The sequence below is a fragment of the Neorhizobium sp. SHOUNA12A genome, assembly GCF_023006505.1.
GTDB lineage: Bacteria > Pseudomonadota > Alphaproteobacteria > Rhizobiales > Rhizobiaceae > Neorhizobium.
In genome coordinates, this window is the sequence record NZ_JALBGV010000005.1 from 1 (window position 1) to 19,321 (window position 19,321).

The 19,321-nt window shown below is 61.7% G+C and carries 18 protein-coding genes, 1 tRNA gene and 1 pseudogene; 15 read left to right on the forward strand and 5 right to left on the reverse strand.

Going from position 1 to position 19,321, the window contains the following annotated elements:
• Window positions 1-34 precede the first annotated feature (34 nt).
• Window positions 35-111: transfer RNA gene (locus MOV63_RS03680), tRNA-Met, on the forward strand.
• A 109-nt stretch (window positions 112-220) separates the two neighbouring features.
• On the opposite strand, the pseudogene MOV63_RS03685 reads toward MOV63_RS03680, so the two are convergent.
• Window positions 221-1,392, reverse strand: a pseudogene (locus tag MOV63_RS03685) (IS3 family transposase).
• A 393-nt stretch (window positions 1,393-1,785) separates the two neighbouring features.
• Here MOV63_RS03685 and MOV63_RS03690 point away from each other — a divergent pair.
• The 14 genes from MOV63_RS03690 (at window position 1,786) to MOV63_RS03755 (ending at window position 15,915) form a co-directional block, all read left to right on the forward strand.
• Window positions 1,786-2,445 carry an aspartate/glutamate racemase family protein gene (locus MOV63_RS03690; protein ID WP_247031756.1) on the forward strand — a complete coding sequence of 220 codons (660 nt, stop codon included), beginning with the start codon at window positions 1,786-1,788 and terminating at the stop codon, window positions 2,443-2,445.
• Window positions 2,446-2,449: 4 nt separating this feature from the next.
• Window positions 2,450-3,820: a dihydroorotase family protein gene (locus MOV63_RS03695; RefSeq protein ID WP_247031758.1), complete on the forward strand. Its 1,371-nt coding sequence runs from the start codon at window positions 2,450-2,452 to the stop codon at window positions 3,818-3,820.
• A gap of 2 nt (window positions 3,821-3,822) precedes the next feature.
• Window positions 3,823-4,749 (forward strand): dihydrodipicolinate synthase family protein, encoded by a 927-nt coding sequence (locus MOV63_RS03700; protein WP_247031760.1) that lies wholly within the window; start codon window positions 3,823-3,825, stop codon window positions 4,747-4,749.
• Window positions 4,750-4,872: 123 nt separating this feature from the next.
• Window positions 4,873-5,709, forward strand: a complete 837-nt coding sequence (locus tag MOV63_RS03705) for an ABC transporter substrate-binding protein (protein WP_038547508.1) — start codon at window positions 4,873-4,875, stop codon at window positions 5,707-5,709.
• 17 nt (window positions 5,710-5,726) lie between these two features.
• On the forward strand, window positions 5,727-6,434 hold the full coding sequence (locus MOV63_RS03710; protein ID WP_247031943.1) for an amino acid ABC transporter permease: 708 nt from the start codon (window positions 5,727-5,729) through the stop codon (window positions 6,432-6,434).
• Window positions 6,435-6,459: 25 nt separating this feature from the next.
• Window positions 6,460-7,557: a hypothetical protein gene (locus tag MOV63_RS03715; RefSeq protein ID WP_247031762.1), complete on the forward strand. Its 1,098-nt coding sequence runs from the start codon at window positions 6,460-6,462 to the stop codon at window positions 7,555-7,557.
• A gap of 4 nt (window positions 7,558-7,561) precedes the next feature.
• A complete protein-coding gene (locus tag MOV63_RS03720) occupies window positions 7,562-9,058 on the forward strand; it encodes an amino acid ABC transporter permease/ATP-binding protein (RefSeq protein ID WP_247031764.1) in 1,497 nt (498 codons plus the stop codon).
• Window positions 9,059-9,189: 131 nt separating this feature from the next.
• On the forward strand, window positions 9,190-9,906 hold the full coding sequence (locus MOV63_RS03725; RefSeq protein WP_247031766.1) for a GntR family transcriptional regulator: 717 nt from the start codon (window positions 9,190-9,192) through the stop codon (window positions 9,904-9,906).
• 29 nt (window positions 9,907-9,935) lie between these two features.
• Window positions 9,936-11,231 carry an FAD-binding oxidoreductase gene (locus tag MOV63_RS03730; RefSeq protein WP_247031768.1) on the forward strand — a complete coding sequence of 432 codons (1,296 nt, stop codon included), beginning with the start codon at window positions 9,936-9,938 and terminating at the stop codon, window positions 11,229-11,231.
• Window positions 11,232-11,282: 51 nt separating this feature from the next.
• A complete protein-coding gene (locus MOV63_RS03735; protein WP_038547517.1) occupies window positions 11,283-11,663 on the forward strand; it encodes a hypothetical protein in 381 nt (126 codons plus the stop codon).
• Between the two features lie 58 nt (window positions 11,664-11,721).
• The gene (locus tag MOV63_RS03740; protein ID WP_247031770.1) at window positions 11,722-12,603 is read left to right on the forward strand and encodes a creatininase family protein; all 882 of its coding nucleotides are present in this window, start codon (window positions 11,722-11,724) and stop codon (window positions 12,601-12,603) included.
• Window positions 12,604-12,758: 155 nt separating this feature from the next.
• Window positions 12,759-13,574: a chromate resistance protein ChrB domain-containing protein gene (locus tag MOV63_RS03745; protein WP_247031772.1), complete on the forward strand. Its 816-nt coding sequence runs from the start codon at window positions 12,759-12,761 to the stop codon at window positions 13,572-13,574.
• Between the two features lies 1 nt (window position 13,575).
• Window positions 13,576-14,979, forward strand: a complete 1,404-nt coding sequence (chrA, locus tag MOV63_RS03750) for a chromate efflux transporter (RefSeq protein WP_247031774.1) — start codon at window positions 13,576-13,578, stop codon at window positions 14,977-14,979.
• Window positions 14,980-15,093: 114 nt separating this feature from the next.
• The gene (locus tag MOV63_RS03755) at window positions 15,094-15,915 is read left to right on the forward strand and encodes a bifunctional allantoicase/(S)-ureidoglycine aminohydrolase (protein WP_038547528.1); all 822 of its coding nucleotides are present in this window, start codon (window positions 15,094-15,096) and stop codon (window positions 15,913-15,915) included.
• Window positions 15,916-15,964: 49 nt separating this feature from the next.
• Here MOV63_RS03755 and MOV63_RS03760 read toward each other — a convergent pair whose 3' ends face one another.
• From MOV63_RS03760 to MOV63_RS03775, 4 genes are read right to left on the reverse strand one after another with little or no spacing between them, the layout of a single operon-like run.
• The gene (locus tag MOV63_RS03760; RefSeq protein WP_247031776.1) at window positions 15,965-16,801 is read right to left on the reverse strand and encodes a GNAT family N-acetyltransferase; all 837 of its coding nucleotides are present in this window, start codon (window positions 16,799-16,801) and stop codon (window positions 15,965-15,967) included.
• A complete protein-coding gene (locus tag MOV63_RS03765) occupies window positions 16,798-17,544 on the reverse strand; it encodes an aspartate/glutamate racemase family protein (protein ID WP_247031778.1) in 747 nt (248 codons plus the stop codon). The genes MOV63_RS03760 and MOV63_RS03765 overlap by 4 nt, the downstream gene beginning before the upstream one ends.
• Window positions 17,545-17,549: 5 nt before the next feature.
• Window positions 17,550-18,368 (reverse strand): ABC transporter permease, encoded by an 819-nt coding sequence (locus MOV63_RS03770; RefSeq protein WP_247031780.1) that lies wholly within the window; start codon window positions 18,366-18,368, stop codon window positions 17,550-17,552.
• Between the two features lie 18 nt (window positions 18,369-18,386).
• Complete coding sequence (locus MOV63_RS03775; protein WP_247031782.1) at window positions 18,387-19,301, reverse strand: ABC transporter permease; 915 nt, start codon at window positions 19,299-19,301, stop codon at window positions 18,387-18,389.
• Window positions 19,302-19,321 lie beyond the last annotated feature (20 nt).

Here is a 19,321-nt window from a genome sequence, read left to right on the forward strand (position 1 = left end):
CATCGCGATAAATCCCAAAGGGATTTACGCCTTACGCGGGGTGGAGCAGCCCGGTAGCTCGTCAGGCTCATAACCTGAAGGCCGCAGGTTCAAATCCTGCCCCCGCAACCAAAATCCCCAAACTCCCGAAGCAAGCGCTCCGGGAGTTTTTTGTTGTCGAGGGATATTGTACCGTTCCCAACCAGCCCTCGTCCTCCACGAGTGACCTTGCCCCCAAGTTTTATCCAGTTTTGAGTTCGCTCCAGCGGTTTTTGGTTGCTGTATTCGGGGCGGTAGCGGCGGGTTGCGGTGCAGAGCCATTCCGGCTGCGCAGCACCGCATCACGTCGCGGGTTAATTGTCTGAGCGAACTCGGCAGGTGTCATCCAGCCGAGTCCAGAGTGTGGTCGATGATCGTTGTAATCGCTGCGCCAGTTTGAAAGCGCTGATCGAGCATGGGTCAGTGACGAGAAGAGAGTTTCATTCAGGAACTCATCTCGCAGCCGCCCATTGAAGCTTTCGATGAAGGCATTCTGAATCGGTTTGCCCGGTGCGATGTGGTCCGATCCGTCCATTGCAGGATCGCGTTGCTGGTGAACTCGCTGCCATTGTCGCTGACGATCATCTTCGGCTTGCCGCGTTCTTCGATGATCCGATCCAGCTCACGGGCAACCCGCAGCCCGGAAAGGGACGTATCGGAGACGAGGCCCAGGCATTCCCTGGTGCAATCCAACGACCGTCAGCACCCGGAACCTGCGACCATCGGTGAGTTGATCCGACACGAAGTCCAGTGACCAGCGATCATTGGTGGTAAGCGGGATCAGCATCGGTGCTCGTGTGCCTATCGCTCGCTTGCGACCGCCGCGCTTGCGCACCGTCAGCTTCTCTTCCCGATAGAGCCGGAAGAGCCACTTGTGGTTCACAACGTGACCCTCGCGCCTGAGCAGAACATGAATGCGTCGATAGCCGAAGCGGCGGCGTTCATGCGCCAACGCCTTCATCCGCTCGCGAAGATCGTGGTCATCGCTGCGCCTGGCTTCGTAACGGATCGTCATCCGGCAAAAGCCGATGGCTTTACACGCCCGCCGTTCGCTCATCTGGTGGTGATCCATCAGATGAGCGACAGCTTTCCGCCTTGCTGCGGGCGTCACCACTTCTTTCCCAAAAGGTCTTTCAAGGCGGCATTGTCGAGCATCGCATCTGCCAGGAGCCGTTTCAGCTTCGTGTTCTCGTCTTCCAGCGCCTTCAGACGCTTGGCTTCGGATACGTCCATGCCGCCGAATTTGGCCTTCCATTTATAGATGCTGGCATCGTTGACGCCGTGCTTGCGGCAAAGCTCCGAGACCGACGTGCCAGTCTCGTGCTCCTTCAGAATGCCGATGATCTGTTCGTCTGTGAAACGATTGCGCTTCATTCCCTGGTCCTCTCAATGGGCCAGAGTTTACTTCAAAATGGATTATTTCAACGGGGCAAGGTCACCCTCGACCTCTTCCCGCCGCCCCTTCCGATATCGATATTGGGTATGAATCTATTCTGGCATCCCAGGATTCGAATGGATCCGGCACACTATCTGCAGGGTGCGACACCGGCGGCGCATAGCGTGGCCGAGAACCGCAGGCACGGGAAACTCGAAAAATCCTACGCCTGGTTAATTCACATAAGCATGATTTTAAGGCACTTGCTCAATCTGCAGCCACCTAAGCACATGAAAAAGCGTGCATCTTTCAAAAAACTCCCTATAAAAATATCAGTTGACATATTACAGAAGATACCGGAGGCTCGTCGTGATTATCGAGATAGGGTTCTGATGAAAATTCTTGTCCTCAATCCGAATAGTTCGGCGAAGGTGACCGAGGCAATCGCGGCGAGCATCGCGCCGTTGCAGGCGGTGACGAAGCACACGATCGTATGCGATCGCCTACCCGATGCGCCGATCGGCATCGAGACCGATGAGGATGTGGCGCTTGTCGCGCCTATGGTCGTCGACGCGATCGCTGCAAGCGATGCGGATGCCTTCGTCGTAGCCTGCTTTTCCGATCCCGGTGTTGCTGCGTCGCGATCGGCGACGAACCGACCGGTGGTTGGCATCGCGGAGGCTGCATATTATGCCGCGCTGCAGCTTGCGCCGCGCTTCGGTGTCGTCTCGCTCGGGGCTTCTTCGGTTGCTCGCCATGCGGCCCATATCGAACGGCTGGGCCTGACTGCGCGTCTCGCAGCGGACAGGGCTGTCAACATGTCCGTGGCGGAAGCGAACGACCTGAACCTGGCCGGCACATCGGTCGCGCGCACCGCCAAGGTCATGGCGGAAACGGACGGCGCCGGTGTCGTGATCCTCGGCTGTGCCGGCATGGGCGGTCATCGTCCCGTGCTGCAGCAGGAGTTGGGCGTGCCGGTCGTCGATCCCGTTCAGGCGGCCGTTGCGGCCGCGATCAACGCGCTCGATCTCCAATATTTTGCCAAGGGTTGATCCGATGGAGCTTGTCGTCAAGGGTCGCGTTGTGGTGCCGGATGGCACCCTTGAAAACGGCTGGGTAGCAATCTCCGGCGGTCGCATAGCCGCTGTCGGTACGGGCGAAGCGCCCTCAGCCGCGCGCATCGACGACCGTGGGAATGCGCTCATCCTCCCCGGTGCGGTGGATGGCCAAACCCATGCAACAAGCTACAAGGGCCTCCCCGGCATCGCCGACACGACGCGGTCGGCGATCGCAGGAGGGGTCACCACGCTGGTCGACATGCCTTATGACAATCCGGAGCCGCTTGATCGGCCGGAGCGTCTGGATGCCAAGGTCGCAGCGATCGCAGCGCATTCTCATGCCGACATGGCGCTTTATGGAACGGCGACCCGTGAGACGGGCACGGCCAACCTGGCGGCGCTGATCGAAGGCGGCGTGGTCGCCTTCAAAATCTCGTCGTTCGAGAGCAATCCCGTGCGCTTCCCGCGGATCGCCGAGGACCTCACGCTCGACCTGATGGAGTCGCTGGCTTCGACGCACATTCCGCTCGGGCTGCACAATGAGGATCAGGAGATCGTCATGGCCCGCATCGCACAGGCGAAGGCGGCTGGCCGCAACGGGATCGTCGCGCATGCGCAAGCACGGCCGGAGGCGGCCGAGCTGGCGGCGACCGGCCAGTTCCTGGCTCTCGGCCTTGCAAGCGGGGCGCATGTCCATCCGGTCCATCTGACGACGGAAGCGGGCTTTCGCCTGACCGGAGCGGTCGCCGGACTTGGTGCGGCGGCAACAGGCGAGCTTTGCGTCCATTATCTCTGGCTGGATGCCGCGCGCGACGGCGATCGGCTCGGAGCGAGGATGAAGGTGAACCCGCCCATCCGTTCGGCTGCGATCGATGGCTTGTGGCAGTCGATTTCCGACGACCTCGTGGCATTCGTTTCCTCCGATCATTCGAGCTGGCCGATCGACAACAAGCTGACCGACTCGATCTTTGATGCAGGTGCAGGCGTTCCCGGCCTCGAGACGCTCTTCCCGGCGTTCTTCACGGCCGCCGAAGCGCGTGGCTTCGACGCTGCGCGCCTTAGTGCTGAATATCTGGCTGAGCGTCCCGCCCGCTTCTTCGGCATCGACGACCGCAAGGGCGCGATCGTCGTCGGCCGCGATGCCGACCTGGTCGCGCTCGAACAGGGTTCGTTCGTCTGGGACGAGGCGGCCTCTCATGACGGCCTGAACTGGAGCCCCTTCCACGGCGAGACCTTCACGGTCCGCGTGGCGGCAAGCTGGCTGCGCGGACAGCTCGTCTGGGACGGCAAGGACATTCTCAACAGCCCCGGCAGCGGACAATTCGTACCGCGCGCCACCGCCGGCTGGTATGCGACCGAAAAGGACTGACGATGGCACGTCTTGACGAAAAGGTGCGCGGTGTCTTCGTGATCTCGGTCACGCCGTTCCAGGATGACGGATCGCTCGATCTGGATAGCCTCGACCGCGTGACAGACTTCTACCTGGAGGCAGGTGCCGATGGTCTGACCGTTCTTGGTATGATGGGCGAGGCGCCCAAGCTGACGGGCACCGAGTCCCGACAAGTCATCCAGCGCGTCATCGCACGGGCGCAGGGCAAACCGGTCGTGGTCGGCGTCTCGTCGCCCGGTCTTGCAGCTCTCGCCGAAGTCAGCCACGAGGCGATGGCACAGGGTGCTGCTGGCGTGATGATCGCGCCGCCGATGAGCCTTCGCACGGACGCGCAGATCCTGAATTACTACCGCCAGGCCTGTGGCTTCCTGGGCAGCGACGTGCCGGTCGTGCTTCAGGACTTCCCGCTGGCGACGACAGTGCAGATCAGCGACGAACTGCTTGGCCATCTGATCGACGACCTTCCGCAGATCGTCATGCTCAAGCACGAGGACTGGCCGGGCCTGTCGAAAATCTACAAGCTTCGCGATGCGGAAAAGAAGGGTCGTCGGCGTATTTCCGTGCTTTGCGGCAATGGTGGCGTTTTCCTCCCCGAAGAGGTCGCGCGCGGCGCCGATGGCGCCATGACCGGCTTCGGTTTCCCGGAAATGTTGGTGCAGGTTACTGATCTGGCGGGCCGCGGCGAGATGGATCGTGCCCAGGACCTCTTCGATGCCTACCTGCCGCTCGTCCGTTACGAGCAGCAGCCGGGCGTCGGGCTTGCGGTTCGCAAATACGTGCTGGCCAAGCGTGGCGCCATTGCCTCGGCCGCGCAACGCCAGCCCGGTGCTAAATTGGATGCGCTGGCGCAGGCCGAAGTGGAGCGGCTGCTTCGCCGGCAGGAAAAGCGCCTCGCGGAGCTGGGCTGATGGACTACGGATTTACCGGACGCAAGGCGCCGGTTCCTGGTGCAAGCCGCGGCTTGGGCGCGGCGCGCAATACGTGGAAATAAATCAGCAAGTAAAATCGAACCAACAAAAAAGGGGAATGACATGATGAAAAAAACACTGTGCCTTGCTTTCCTTGCCATGACGGCGACCTCCGCGCTGGCGGAACCGACCCTCACCAAGGGAAAGATCTCGTTTGCCGCAGATTTCGCCGCGGCTCCGAACCAGTTCATCCGTACCGATGGCCAGAAGGACGGCCTCAATGTGGACATGTGCGGTGAGATCGGAAAACGCCTCGGGCAGGAAGTCGAATGGACCAACCTTGCGTTTCCCGGCCTGGTCCCCGGCCTCCAGGCAAAGCGCTTTGACAGCCTCTGCACCGCGATCTTCATCAACCCGGACCGCCTGAAGATCATGAACATGATTGCCTACGTCCAGTGGGGTGAAGGCATGATGGTGCCGAAGGGCAATCCGGGCGGTATTTCGTGCGAAGGCAAGATCGGCATGCCGGCCAGCTACAATGCCTGCTTCGATGGCCTGGCCGGCAAAGTCGTCTCCGTCGCAGCCGGCGGCACGACCAACAAGAACCTGCAGGCGCAGAGCGACCGCATGGTCGCCGCCGGAAAGAAGGCGATCGACATCCGCGCCTTCGATTCCAACTCGGAAGCCATTCAGGCGGCTGTGACAAAGCAGGTCGATGCGGCCTACCTGAACGACCCGCAGGCAGCCTATTACATCTCCACCAGCAAGGCGCCGTTCGAAATGGCGTTCACCGGCAACGCGGCCAACCGCCTTGCGATCACGACGCTGAAGGACAATACCGATCTGGCGAACATGATCGTCAAGGCGCTCGAAGCGATGCGCGCGGACGGCACCTATAACAAGATCGTCGAGAAGTGGGGCGTGGCTCCGGTCGATGCCTTCGTCCTCAACCCGCAGTGATCTGATATAGGTTGCCGATGCAGTTCTCGGTCGAGACATTCCTGCATTATCTGGCTCAGCCACGGTTTGCCACCGTGGCTGGTGTCACACTGCTGGTCGCGATCGCAGCGCAAGCGATCGGAACCGTGATCGGGTTGATCCTGGCGTTGTGCGCCCTGTCGCGGCACAGGGCCTTGCGGATACTCTCCGGGACCTGGGTCTGGCTTTGGCGCGGCACGCCGCCGCTGGTCCAGCTTTTCCTTCTCTATTTCGGCCTACCCCAGCTCGGCATTCGGCTCGGGGTGCTGGAGGCGGGGCTGATCGGCCTCGGCTGCTACTCCGGCGCCTACATGTCCGAGATCATACGCGGCGCATTGCAGAGCGTGCCGCCCGACCAGATGCAGGCCGCCCGGGCAATGGGCATGAGCTGGCTCGGCGCCATGCTGCACGTGATCCTGCCGCAATCGGTGCGGTTGATCCTGCCGCCGTTCGGCAACGAATTTTCCTCGATGATGCGCACCACATCGCTTCTTTCGGTCATTTCCTTCAGCGAACTTCTGCGCGTCACGCGAACCGCCATCAACGAAACCTACGCTGTCATCGAACTCTATGCGGTCGCGGCCTTCTGGTACCTGCTGATGTATTCCGCCTGGATCATCGTGCAGAGCCAACTCGAACGCTACGCCGCAGCAGGCAGCGTCAAACGAAACATGACCAACGTCGCGACCCCGGTGGCGAAAGGTTGAGATACTCGTATTCCGGAGAAACTGAATGAAGACCGCTGTTCTGTTCGGCGTCGGCGCCATGGGCGGGCGACTGCTGCGCGTACTCGAAGCCGACTACCCGACCGTCGAGATAGTTGCCGCCATCGATACCGATGCCGCGAAGATCGGCCGCACGCTGGCCGACGTCACGGGCTACCAGCGTTTCGGCAGCGTAAAGATTGTCGGCGATCTCGCTTCGGCACTCGCCGGAATTTCAGGGAAACCGGACGTGCTGGTGCACATGACGGAGTCCAAGCCTCACCTTATTAAGGAGCAACTGCTCGATGCCCTGAATGCGGGCCTCAATGTGGTGTCGGCTGCCGAATCCATGTTCTATCCCGGCCTTCGCTATGGCGAGTTTGCTGAAGCGCTGGACAGTGCGGCGAGGGCCAGCGGCGTGTCGATCACCGGCACCGGCATCAATCCCGGGTTTTCCTACGATGTGCTTCCGCTGGTTCTGGCACGCGGCACCAGCGCCGTAAAGCGTCTGACCATCCATCGCTGCATTGACGTCACCGGCACGGGGCCGGGGGATATCGAGCATGTCGGATACGGTCTGACGCCCGAGGAGTTCAACCGCCGCATCGCCAATGGCCGCGTCGAGGGTCACATGGGTGCGCCGGAATCGCTGATCCGCATCGCAGATGCCCTCAATCTGGAGATCGACGAGATCACCGAGGCATGGGATCTCGAGACGGCCGATTTCGAAGTCGATAGCGGCGATCCGACACTCGGCATCCTGCCGCCCGGCCGCGTCATCGGCATCACCCAGCGTGCCCGGGCGCTACATCAGGGCAGGGAGGTGCTCAGCACCTCGCTTGCCATGTACTACCAGCCGGAAAAGTTCAACCTCGTCGAGGAAGACCGGATCGAGATCGATGGCGCTATGCCTGTCAAAATGTCGATCAAGCCTGCCATGCAGTCGCTGTTCGGCGCGGCCAACATCATGGCCAACACGATCGTGCCGCTGGCCGATGCCGAGCCGGGTTTGGTGTCTCCGCTGGATCTGCCTACGGGCGGCACCGTGCGCGGCGTTTCGCGCTACGCGGTGGATCCGTCGCGCCAGACCAGGCCCGGTTACCTACCGGTTGTGAGAAGGGTCTGATTTCGTGGGTTTCGACACCGGCATATTCCTGGATATCCTTCAGTCGCCTCTGTTGCTGAAGGCGGCCTGGGTGACGATCTGGGTTGCCGTCGTCGCTCAGACGATTGGCACGGGTCTTGGCTTCGTCCTGGCAGGCATGCTGGCGGCGCCCAGGCTGCTGCGCTGGCCGGCACTCGGCTTCCTTTGGCTGTTCAAGGGCACACCGCTGCTCGCGCAGATCCTGTTCTTTTATTCCGCGCTGCCGCAGATGGGCGTTCCCTTGAGCCTGATCGCCACCGGCCTGCTGTCACTGGGCCTGAACGAAGGGGCTCGCATGGCCGATATCGTGCGCGGCGGCCTGATGTCCGTCTCGCGCGATCAGCGCGAGGCAGGCCTGGCGCTGGGGCTCCATCAGTGGCAGATTTTCCTCAAGGTGGTGTTCCCGCAGGCAATAAGGGCAATCATACCGCCGCTCGGCAACAATTTCAGTTACATGATCAAGGCCACGTCGCTGCTCGCTGCCATCTCTTTCGCCGAGCTCCTGCGCGTCTCCCAGCAACTCGCCCAATCGACCACCCGCGCGCTGGAAGTCTATCTGGCCGTCGCGCTCTGGTATCTCGTCATCCTGACGATCTGGACGCTCATACAGCACCGGATCGAAAAGGCCGTCGCGCTGAAGACCTCCAGTCACGTATCCGCACCGCCGCCGATCGTCGAGCGCAGCGTGGTGCGAGGCGGCCTGGGACCGGATGCGCCTTCTCGTCGCGACCCGGTGCTCGAGGCGCGCAACCTCACCCGCAGCTTCGGGCCGATCAAGGGACTGGACGATGTCTCGCTTTCCGTCGGCAGGGGCGAAGTCGTGGTGGTCCTCGGTCCGTCGGGGTCGGGCAAAAGTACGTTGCTGCGCGCGCTGAACTGGATCGAGCCTGCGGATAGCGGCGATGTCCTGCTTGCGGGCGAAAGTCTGCCTTGGGCCGATGCGGTCCGTCGTATCGCTCGCCCGGAGCACATGCTGGACAAGCGTCGCCGTCGCCTCGGCATGGTGTTCCAGAGTTTCGCGCTGTTTCCCACGATGACGGCTCGGCAGAACGTGGCTTTAGGCCCTCGCAGGCTGCTCGGCATTCCGAAGACGGAGGCGCTTGCTGCCGCGGACAGACTGCTCGACAAGGTCGGGCTCAAGGACAAGCTGCACTCCTATCCCGTGGAATTGTCCGGTGGACAGCGCCAGCGCGTCGCCATTGCGCGGGCGTTGTCGATGAAGCCCGATGCCGTGCTCTTCGATGAACCGACATCCGCTCTGGACCCGGAATCCGTGGGAGGCGTCCTGGGCGTGATGGCGGATTTGGCCGGACAAAGTTTGACGATGGTGATCGTGACACACGAGATTGGATTTGCCCGACGAATCGCCGACCGCATCGCCTATATGGAGCGCGGCCGCCTGTTGATGGATTTGCCGCGCGATCAGGCTTTTGGCGATGATGCGCCGGATTACTTCCGCGCTTTTCTGTCTCGCGAAGGATAATCAGGGATAAGCCATGTGGAATTGGCCATCGGGTAAAAACGCCGCCTTTCGATTGTGTTTTGTACATGCATATCTGCCGGAGCGATCGTCGGATTGCGGGCTGAAAGGCCGACTTACAGATAGGAGAGCCCATGGCTGAGATATCAGCAATCAGGAAGAAGCGTCGGGTGGTGCAGCCGGCAAAGCCGGCATCGCTGATGGAACAGGTTCACGATGCGCTGCGAACCCAGATTCTGACATGCGCAATCCGTCCAGGTCAGGAACTGAACGAAGCTGAAATCGCGGAGCGCTTCAATATATCCAAGACGCCGGCCCGCGAAGCGTTGGCCGCCTTGCGGCAGGAGGGACTGGTCAGATCTTTTCCGCGCCGCGGCTACCAGGTCACGCCGATCACGTTTGCCGACATGGACGAACTGTTCGACGTGCGAACCATTCTGGAAGCAGGCGCCGCCGAACTCGCCTGCACCCGGCTGACGGGGGAGCAGATAGATCGTCTGAACTCCCTTGCAGATGCCACCTATAATCAAGGCGAGCAGCTCAGCCTCGCTACGTTCATAAGGTCCAACCGTGAATTCCATCTGGCGATTGCGGAAGCGACCGGCAATGGAAGGCTCGTCCAGCTACTGACCCATCAGATCGATGCGCTTGAACGTTTCTTCTATCTCGGCGCCCAGCTGCGGGACGTGAACAACGAGACCAGCGTCTCGCACCACCAGATCGTCGAAACCCTGGCCCGTCGTGACCAGGCGGCTGCACGGGAAATCATGATCCGTCACAACGAGCAGACCCGCCAGGGACTGTTCCAGGCGCTTGCGACAGGGCGGGGATACGATCTGATTAACCTCTAGCGCTGGGCCAAGGTCCCGCATGAACAGGAATGATGATGGAAATCGGGTCATTGTGGGAGGCGATCACGCCAGCCGCGCCCAAATGCGCAAAGCTGACGGACGCGATCACCGCCGATGTGGTGATAGTGGGTGCCGGGTTCCTCGGCCTTTCATCCGCCCTGCACGCCGCCGAGGCGGGGCTCGACGTGGTTCTGCTCGAAAGTCATCAGCCTGGCTTCGGCGCATCCGGGCGCAATACCGGCTTCGTGGTTCCGAGCCTCAAGACATCGCTGGGACCTGACGAGGTCGTGGCGGCGCTCGGCGCCGATCATGCCGGGCGCCTGCTGAAACTGGTGGCGGGCTCTGGCCGGGCGGTGTTCGATCTGATTAGTCGCTACGATATCGATTGCGATGCAGTCCAGAACGGCTGGTTGCAGCCCGCACATTCGCGCGCGGCAGAGGAGGTGCTTCATGGCCGTATGCCGCGGCTGCTGGACGCCGGCGTCGACGCCGAATGGCTCGATCGCGAAGCCATGCTGAAGCGGACCGGGCTGCCGTCGCTGCATGGCGGAATCCGCGTGGCGTCCGGTGGCCAGATCACGCCGCTGGCCTATGCGTACGGGCTCGCGCGCGCTGCCATATCAGCGGGAGTACGACTGTTCGGCGACAGTCCCGCAAAGAGCATCGAACCCCATGGGCAGAGTTGGCGCGTGCGGACTGCCGCTGGCGAGGTTCGCGCCCGCCGCGTGCTCATGGCCACCAACGCGCTGATCGGCAACCTGTTGCCGGAGTTGCGTGCGTCGATCATTCCCGCTCGTGTGTTCCAGATCGCTACCCAGCCGCTGCCGCTGCCTCTTCGCGAGACACTGTTGCCTGACATGGCCCCGGTTGCCGATACGCGCCGTCATACGTTCGCATTGCGCTGGTCTCCAGACGGCCGACTGGTGACCGGGGGCATGGTGCCACCGCTGCCCGGACGAATGGCATTGGCCCGCAGGCTTTTTGCAAATCGTCTTCGCCGCATGGTTCCGGATCTCCCGGAAGTCAGAGTGGAATATTCATGGACCGGGATGATTGCCGGTACACCGGATTTCCTGCCGCGGATGATGCGCATCAAGCCGGGCATCGATGCGGTGATCGGCTGCAACGGCCGCGGCGTAGCGCTGACGACGGCTTTCGGACGAGAAATTGGTCCCTGGCTTGCCGGCCGGATGGCGGATGCGGACCTGACCTTGCCGCTGACCGCGCCGCGACCGATTCCCTTCAGCCGCATATCCGGACTAGGACCGCATCTCATCCTGCCGGTCTGGGAGGCCCGGGACGCTTTCGAAGCGCGGTTCCGATAGAGCCGCCACACGTCTGGAAATTCAATTTTCTGCGAACCAAGGAGTCATGACATGAGCGAAGAAGCGGTTGGCGGCAAGATCAAGTGGTCGCGCCAGGAACAGGTCGCGCTGACCTGGGTGCATCCGGGCCAGGAGTTCAGCCACCGGCTGGTCACAAAGAAGCTGCACGGCTCGTCGATTTCCTTCCACATCACCACTTACATGCCGCACTTCGACACCATGGTCGAGGGTGATGGCGTGCATGAGGTGATCCTCTATTGCCTGCATGGCTGGTCCAAGCAGATCGTTGAGGAGACCGGCGAGGAGCACATCTTCAAGCCTGGCGATGCGATGTACCTGCCCGTCAATTACCGCTACCGCCACATCATCGGCGAGGCCGGCCTCGTGATCGCCGTCTGCGCCAACCCTTCGAAAGAAGCGGGCGACATGTAATTTCCGTGCGGGCGGGGATAAGCTGCCGCCCGCTACTCCAGCCGCGAGGGTTCCGGACATGACAGGCATTGCACCCAGGCATTTTGCGCCGTCTTCATTCATATGGGCCGAATTGACGCGTGCAGAGCTGGCGGCGAAGCGGGATGCCGGTGCTTTGGTCGTCGTGCCGACGGGTGCGATCGAGCAGCACGGCGACTTCCTTCCCGTGGAGACCGATACGCTGCTTTCGGCCGCGGTTGCCGAACTCGCGGCAAGCCGCGTAACCAGGGTGGAAATTGTCGTGGCGCCCGCTGTTTCCGTTGGCTTCTCGCCGCATCACCTCAGCCATCCGGGCACGATCAGCCTACGGCTGGAAACCTATCTGGCAGTTCTTTCCGATACCGCGCGATCAATCCTGGATTCCGGATTTCCGCGCGTCGTCTTCGTCAACGGTCATGGGGGCAACTCGGCGCCGTTGCGCTCGCTCTGCGCCCAGATGGTGACCGATGGATATGCGGTTGGCATGGTCGATTATTTCGCACCGGGCGAGAGGGACTGGTTGCCGCTTCTGAAGGGCGCACTGCCGCGCACCGGCCATGCCTGCGAACAGGAGGCGGCGTTGACGATGGCATTGACCTCTCCGGAAGCGAGCGAACGGGTCCGATCGGCGATCGAAGGGCTTCCGGCGCGCCTGGTGCAGCCCTGGATCGCGCCGGGCCACACGGGCGATCCGATCACCGCGTTCGGGGCAGGCTGGCCGCCGATCTTCCAGGCGGACGACTGCGGTTATTTCGGCGATCCGGCAAAGGCTACCATGGAAAACGGCGCCTTGATCCTCGAAGCGACGGTTGCGGGTCTGGCGGCATTTTTGGAAGCATTCGCCCGTACACCGTTGCGGCTGGGAATCGCTCGTGACGCCGCCTCGCCGAGGCTGGCGAGAGAAATTCGAGAGCGGACGTAAGCAAGAATGACCGGGTCAATATCGCGGCCAGACGTGGTAGTCGCTTGACAGTCGTCGCGCACGCGGTCACCATTTCACAATGGGGTTGCGATCACCCCACGAGGCGTCAGCCGAAGAATCGCGTCCATTCAACCCAAAACCAGGGAGGACGCGCTATGCCGTCATTTCTCGAAATTTCTCCTGAAAAACTCAACCGCCTTGTCGGTACGCCCGGCGCACCGCTCATCATCGACGTCCGCACGGACGAAGACTTCGCGCTCGATCCGCGGCTGGTACCGGGATCCGTCCGCCGCAAGCACGAGAATGTCACAGAATGGAGCGGAGCCGTCGACGCTGAATCTGTCGTTGTCGTCTGCCAGAGGGGTGGCAAGCTTAGCCACGGCGTCGCCGCCTATCTCAGGCACGAAGGGGTGGCGGCCGAAAGCCTGGAAGGCGGCTTCGAGGCCTGGGCCGCCGGAGGGATGGCGGTTCCGGAGGACAAGTTGCCTCCCCGCGACGGCCAAGGTCGAACCGTCTGGGTTACGCGCGTCCGGCCGAAGATCGACCGTATCGCCTGTCCCTGGTTGATCCGGCGTTTCATCGATCCGGACGCAGTGTTTCTTTATGTGCCGGCTTCCGAAGTTTCGATGGTTGGCAGCCGGTTCGGTGCGACACCCTTCGATATCGAGGATGTATTCTGGAGCCACCGGGGCGAGCTCTGCACGTTCGACGTCATGGTCGAGGAATTCGGGCTGACCTGTGATGCGTTGCTGCGTCTTGCAACCATCGTCAGGGCGGCCGACACCGCGCGACCCGATCTTGCCCCAGAGGCGCCAGGGTTGCTGGCGGCGTCGCTCGGTCTGTCGCGGATGTATAACGATGACCTTGAGCAGCTTGAGGCTGGCATGCTTCTCTACGACGCCTTCTATCGCTGGTGCCGCGATGCTACCGAGGAGACCCATAACTGGCCTTCGGTGAAGAAGGGAGCTTAAAATGGCCGAGGTCATCAGAGATGCGTCCGCGGATCGCGAGAAAAGCGAATATATCCATGGAGTCTCCTTCGGCGAGGCCTTCAAGGTTTGGGTCCGTATCGCCGCTCTCAGTTTCGGTGGACCGGCTGGACAAATCGCCGTCATGCATCGGATCATTGTCGACGAGAAGCGGTGGATCGGCGAAAACCGCTTCCTTCATGCCCTCAACTACTGCATGCTTCTGCCCGGACCGGAAGCCCAGCAGCTCGCGATCTATATCGGCTGGCTGATGCATCGGACCGCGGGCGGACTGGTTGCAGGCATCCTGTTTGTGCTCCCCGGATTTCTGGCCATCCTTGGCCTGAGCTACATCTACGCGGCCTTCGGAAGCGTAGGCGTTGTCGCCGGACTGTTCTTTGGTCTGAAGGCGGCCGTTCTCGCGGTCGTTGTCCAAGCCGTCTTCCGGATCGGCAGCCGGGCTCTCAAGAACAATGCCATGGTGACGATCGCTGCTGCCGCCTTCGTCTCGATCTTCTTCCTGCATGTCCCGTTTCCATTGATCGTTCTGACTGCGGGCATCGTCGGTTATTGCGGCAGCAGGTTCGGTCTTGCGTCTTTCAAGGTCGGGGGCGGCCACAAGACGGCCGGTGGCCCTACACTTTCAGACGCCGACTCGCTCCTCGGAGAGGGGACGCCGGCTCACGCACGCTCCAACCTCTCATGGTCGCTTCGCATCTCGGCGATCCTTCTCGCACTCTGGATCATACCCATCGGCTTATTGTGGTGGGTCCTGGGTTCGAATGACGTCTTCACCCAAATCGGGTTTTTCTTCAGCCAGATGGCAGTCGTCACCTTTGGCGGGGCCTATGCGGTTCTCGCTTATGTGGCGCAGGAGGCCGTCCAGCATTATGGATGGCTGAAACCTGGGGAGATGCTCGATGGCCTTGGCATGGCAGAGACGACACCCGGACCGCTGATCATGGTGGTGCAGTTTGTCGGCTTCATGGGCGCCTTTCGCGATCCCGGAGCGCTCAACCCGATGATCGCGGCGACCCTCGGCGCGATCCTGACCACATGGGTCACCTTCGTTCCATGCTTCCTCTGGATATTCCTCGGCGCGCCGTTCATCGAAAAGCTGCGTGGCAACATCGCGCTTGCCGGAGCGATGTCGGCGATCACCGCGGCGGTGGTCGGGGTGATCCTCAACCTCGCCATCTGGTTTGCGTTGCATACGCTGTTTGAAGAAGTCCACGTGGTCCGTCTGGGAGCGTTTTGGCTCGACATACCGGTCCTCGGTTCGATCGTCCTTCCGGCCGCTATCCTTTCGACCGCGGCCGCAGTTGCGATCTTTCGGTTCAGAGTCTCGGTGATTACCACGCTGCTCGCCTGCGCACTCGCTGGCATGGCGTGGACGCTCGCGACATGAGCGGAAATATCGGAGCCGTGGCATCCGAGGTCGAGTTTTTAGTTGCTTAGAGATGCGCGGCGCTTAAAGCATATGCGTATCAGACGCCGCGAAATTGGACCGCAAAACAGACCCATGACCAACAGAGATTATTATTCGAAACTCGGTGGCCTGCCGCCGCAGACCGAACTGCTTTCCAGCAAGGCTGTTTTCACGACATCCTACGCCGTCATCCCCCGAAGCGTCATGTCAGACATCGTGGCCAGCCTGCTTCCCCATTGGCAGGGAACCCGGGCATGGATCATCTCCCGCCCGATGACGGGGTTTTCGGAGACGTTCTCGCAATACATCATGGAGGTTCAACCTGGAGGCGGAAGCGACCGGCCGGAACCCGATACCCGCGCCGAGGCGGCGATCTTCGTCGTCGAGGGCGAGATGTCGATCGAGTTCGCCGGAAGCGATCATGCGCTGAGGGCCGGTTCCTTTGCATATATCCCGGCCGGATCGCCATGGAAGCTGCGCAATCGGGCCACGGCGCCCGTCAAGTTCCATTGGGTCCGCAAGGCCTTCCAGGCGGTCGAGGGGCTGGATGCTCCGCCGGCGGTCTTCACCCATGAAGACGAACATCCGATTTCCTGGATGCCGGACACGGGCGACCGCTGGGGAACCACCCGTTTCCTCGATACGTCCGACGTCCGTTACGACATGCATCTCAACATCGTCACGTTGGAGCCGGGCGCGACCATCCCCTTCATGGAGACCCATGTCATGGAGCACGGCCTCTACGTGCTCGAAGGCAAGGCGGTCTATCGGCTCAATCAGGATTGGGTCGAAGTGGAGGCCGGCGACTACATGTGGCTGCGCGCCTTCTGCCCGCAGGCCTGTTATGCGGGTGGTCCGGGACGTTTCCGTTATCTGCTCTACAAGGATGTCAACCGGCACACCCAGCTCTGGTAGTCGCTGGTTTTCGTGAACGCGAGCGGCGTCCGGGCGTTGGGACGCCGCCTCAGCCGAGTTCGAGAGTGGTAATTCCGAACACGCCCGGCATACGCACCGCCGGCGCCGTACCGCGATACATCCGCGCGGTCGTGAAGCCTTTCACGAAACGATGCGCCTCCAGATAGGTGGAAAATTCCGTCTGCGAGGCGGGTACGTCGACGTGCAGCATTTCGTCGCCGATCTCCGCGGCGCAGGCGTTCAGCAGCGTTTGCGCGTCGTCAGCGGTCTGCGCAAACAATGGGCCGATCTTATAACCGTCATGGCATTTGCGGCAGACTGCATAGCCGCGGATATCGCTGTCGCGGACGAGGACCTTGGCGGCACGCGGCGGCTTCAGCCAGGCGGTCAGGAAAGCATCGCGCTGTGCAGGGAAGAAAGCTTGGTCATAGCCAAGAATGGCAGGCACGAGATCATCGGTAATCGCGGCCACATCGGCATTGCGGCATCCAGCAAGGCTGCCGCTCCAGCGAAACGTCTCGTAGGCCGGCTCGAAGCCCATGCTGCGATAGTTTGCCTGCTGTTCCGGCACGCCGTCGAGGCCGATCGTCCGACCGTCGAGATGCGCCATGCCGGCATCCCAGACCTTTCTGCCCAGACCCCTGCCGCGAAAATTCGGGTGGGCGATATAGAGGCCGATGAAGCCGAAATCGGAACCGTAGCGGACTGCGGATATGCCGGCTGCCATCTGGCCGTCCACGAAACAGCCGATGAAACCTTGAGGATCGGCGGCATGCAGAGCCGGCGCATCGGCGAGGCCCGGATTCCAGCCCTCGATCCGCGCCCAGTCGACGAGCTGTTCGACCTCGAAGGAGGTGAGCGCGCGAATGGTGGGATGGGTTTTCATTTGGCGATGAGTTTCCCGGGCTCGAAATCTTCGAGCAGACCTATATAGGGCTTGCGGACCGGCGAAGCATAAGCGCCTCGCTTGGCCGTCGACAAGCCCAATGTCACCAGCGCCTCGGCCTGTTTCACCGCTGCCGCGACGCCGTCGACCACAGGCACGCCGAATTCGCGGCGCAGTTCGGCTGTCAGATCGGCCATGCCGGCACAGCCGAGCACGATCGCCTCCGCCTTGTCGTCGCGCAGCGCCGTCGCGATCTCGCTGCGCAGCCGGTCGCGGGCGTTGGAATTCGGATCTTCCAGCGAGAGGACGGGAATATCGGCGGCCCGTACCTTGCATCGCCCGGACATGCCGTAGCGATGAACAAGATGTTCGAGCGGCAGGCGCGAGCGTTCCATGGTGGTGACGATGGTGAAACGCTGAGCGATGAAGGCGGTCGTGGCCAGAGCCGCTTCGCAGATGCCGACCACAGGAATATTGGCCAGCGCCCGTGCGGCGTCGAGGCCGGTATCGTCGAAGCAGGCGATGATCGCCGCATCGGCACCGGCCTTTTCGCCCTTGGTAATCTCGATCAGCAGACCGGGTACTGCGAAGACCTCGTCATAATAGCCCTCGATCGAGACCGGGCCCATCGAAGAGGTGACGGCAAGGATTTCAGTGCCGACATTGGCGACGCGGGTTGCGGAATCGGCGATCGTCGCCGTCATGCTGGCGGTGGTATTCGGGTTTACGACAAGGATGCGCATTCTGTTCACGACCGCAGGCGGCGGCGATTGAGGTGGACGATCAGGCCGAGCGTGCCGGCGATGACGAGGAAGGAGAATACCGTCGTCACCGTGCCGAGCGCGTAGAGCACCGGCGTCGTGACATTGGTCGTCATGCCGTAGATCTCGAGCGGCAACGTGTTGAACGAACCTGCCGTCATCAGCGTGCGGGCGAATTCGTCATAGGACAGCGTGAAGCCAAACAGGCCGACGCCGATGAGGCTCGGCGCGATCATCGGCAGCACGACATGGCGGAAGGTCTGCCAGGGCGAAGCGCCGAGATCGCGCGCGGCTTCCTCGTAGGCCGGCGAAAAGCGGTTGAAGACGGCGAACATGATCAAGACGCCGAAAGGCAGCGTCCAGGTGAGGTGGGCGCCGAAAGCCGAGGTATACCAGGACGGCTGGAAACCGAGCTGCTGGAAGACGACCCCGATGCCGAGCGAGATGATGATCGACGGCACGACGAGGCTGGCGACTGCGAGATAGAACAGCGCGGTAGAGCCGATGAAGCGGCGGCGGAAGGCGAGGCCCGCCAGCAGCGAGACGACGACGGTGACGATCATCACCATAATGCCGAGCATCGCGGAACGGCGGAACGATCCGCCGAAATCGCCGACCGCCTGCGTCTCGAACAGGTTGGCGAACCAGCGCAGCGAAACGCCGTTCAGCGGGAAGGTGAGGCCGCCGTTCGGTCCCTGGAAGGAGAGGATCAGGATCGCCGAAAGCGGGCCGTAGAGGAACAGCACGAAAATGGCGAAGAAGATGGCGAGGATGTAGAATTCGCGGCCGCGCTTGTCGCTGTGCATCTCAGAGTTCCCCTTTTCCTAAAGTTCTTTGCGGATGTCGACGATGCGAAGAATGCCTGCGACCATCAGGAGAACGAGGACAAGCAGCACGACCGCGTTGGCGGCGGCTGCCGGGTATTGGAGCAGCGACATCTGGTTTTTCATCATCAGCGCCACCGAAGCGCTCTGGCCGCCCGACATCACCTGCACGGTCGAAAAGTCGGCCATGACCAGCGTCACGACGAAGATGGTGCCGATCGCCATGCCGGGCTTGGCAAGCGGAATGATGACGTTGGTGAGGATCTGGGTGCTGGTGGCACCGGCGTCGCGCGCCGCCTCGACCAGCGATTTGTCGATACGCATCAGCGTGTTGAAGATCGGCGTCACCATGAACAGCGTATAGAGATGCACCATGGCGAGCACGACGGCAAAATCCGAATAGAGCAGCCATTCGACCGGCTCTGGGACGATGCCGGCATTGATCAGCGTCGTGTTGACGAGGCCGTTGCGCCCGAGAACCGGGATCCACGAGATCATGCGGATGATGTTCGACGTCAGGAACGGCACCGTGCAGACGAGGAAAAGCACCATCTGCATTGCGGTGGTGCGGATGTGAAAGGCCAGAAAATAGGCGACCCAGAAGCCGACGAACAGCGTGATCGCCCAGACCAGCAAGGCGAATTTCAACGTGTTCAGGTAGGTCTTCCAGGTCACCCACGAACCGAGCGTCTCGGCATAGTTCATCGACAGGAAGTCCGGATACATCTGGGCGAAGTCGTAGTCCCAAAAGCTGACGGCTGTAATCATCAGGATCGGCAGCAGCAGGAAGGCGCCGAGGATCAGCGCCAACGGCGTCGCCTGGAGATAGGAGATCAGCGCCGGCGACAGACGAAAGCTTCTGGGCTTTGTGTTCTCTTCGGCCGTTTCCGGCTCGGATGATGCGATCGTCGCCATGTCTTGATGTCTCCCTGGGT

Excerpts from the sequence above, each read along its gene's own strand:
- MOV63_RS03690 (WP_247031756.1), top strand. The coding sequence starts at position 1,786 with ATGAAAATTCTTGTCCTCAATCCGAATAGTTCGGCGAAGGTGACCGAG.
- MOV63_RS03695 (WP_247031758.1), top strand. The coding sequence starts at position 2,450 with ATGGAGCTTGTCGTCAAGGGTCGCGTTGTGGTGCCGGATGGCACCCTT.
- MOV63_RS03700 (WP_247031760.1), top strand. The coding sequence starts at position 3,823 with ATGGCACGTCTTGACGAAAAGGTGCGCGGTGTCTTCGTGATCTCGGTC.
- MOV63_RS03705 (WP_038547508.1), top strand. The coding sequence starts at position 4,873 with ATGATGAAAAAAACACTGTGCCTTGCTTTCCTTGCCATGACGGCGACC.
- MOV63_RS03710 (WP_247031943.1), top strand. The coding sequence starts at position 5,727 with ATGCAGTTCTCGGTCGAGACATTCCTGCATTATCTGGCTCAGCCACGG.
- MOV63_RS03715 (WP_247031762.1), top strand. The coding sequence starts at position 6,460 with ATGAAGACCGCTGTTCTGTTCGGCGTCGGCGCCATGGGCGGGCGACTG.
- MOV63_RS03725 (WP_247031766.1), top strand. The coding sequence starts at position 9,190 with ATGGCTGAGATATCAGCAATCAGGAAGAAGCGTCGGGTGGTGCAGCCG.
- MOV63_RS03730 (WP_247031768.1), top strand. The coding sequence starts at position 9,936 with ATGATGATGGAAATCGGGTCATTGTGGGAGGCGATCACGCCAGCCGCG.
- MOV63_RS03735 (WP_038547517.1), top strand. The coding sequence starts at position 11,283 with ATGAGCGAAGAAGCGGTTGGCGGCAAGATCAAGTGGTCGCGCCAGGAA.
- MOV63_RS03740 (WP_247031770.1), top strand. The coding sequence starts at position 11,722 with ATGACAGGCATTGCACCCAGGCATTTTGCGCCGTCTTCATTCATATGG.
- MOV63_RS03745 (WP_247031772.1), top strand. The coding sequence starts at position 12,759 with ATGCCGTCATTTCTCGAAATTTCTCCTGAAAAACTCAACCGCCTTGTC.
- chrA (WP_247031774.1), top strand. The coding sequence starts at position 13,576 with ATGGCCGAGGTCATCAGAGATGCGTCCGCGGATCGCGAGAAAAGCGAA.
- MOV63_RS03755 (WP_038547528.1), top strand. The coding sequence starts at position 15,094 with ATGACCAACAGAGATTATTATTCGAAACTCGGTGGCCTGCCGCCGCAG.
- MOV63_RS03760 (WP_247031776.1), bottom strand. The coding sequence starts at position 16,801 with ATGAAAACCCATCCCACCATTCGCGCGCTCACCTCCTTCGAGGTCGAA.
- MOV63_RS03765 (WP_247031778.1), bottom strand. The coding sequence starts at position 17,544 with ATGCGCATCCTTGTCGTAAACCCGAATACCACCGCCAGCATGACGGCG.
- MOV63_RS03770 (WP_247031780.1), bottom strand. The coding sequence starts at position 18,368 with ATGCACAGCGACAAGCGCGGCCGCGAATTCTACATCCTCGCCATCTTC.
- MOV63_RS03775 (WP_247031782.1), bottom strand. The coding sequence starts at position 19,301 with ATGGCGACGATCGCATCATCCGAGCCGGAAACGGCCGAAGAGAACACA.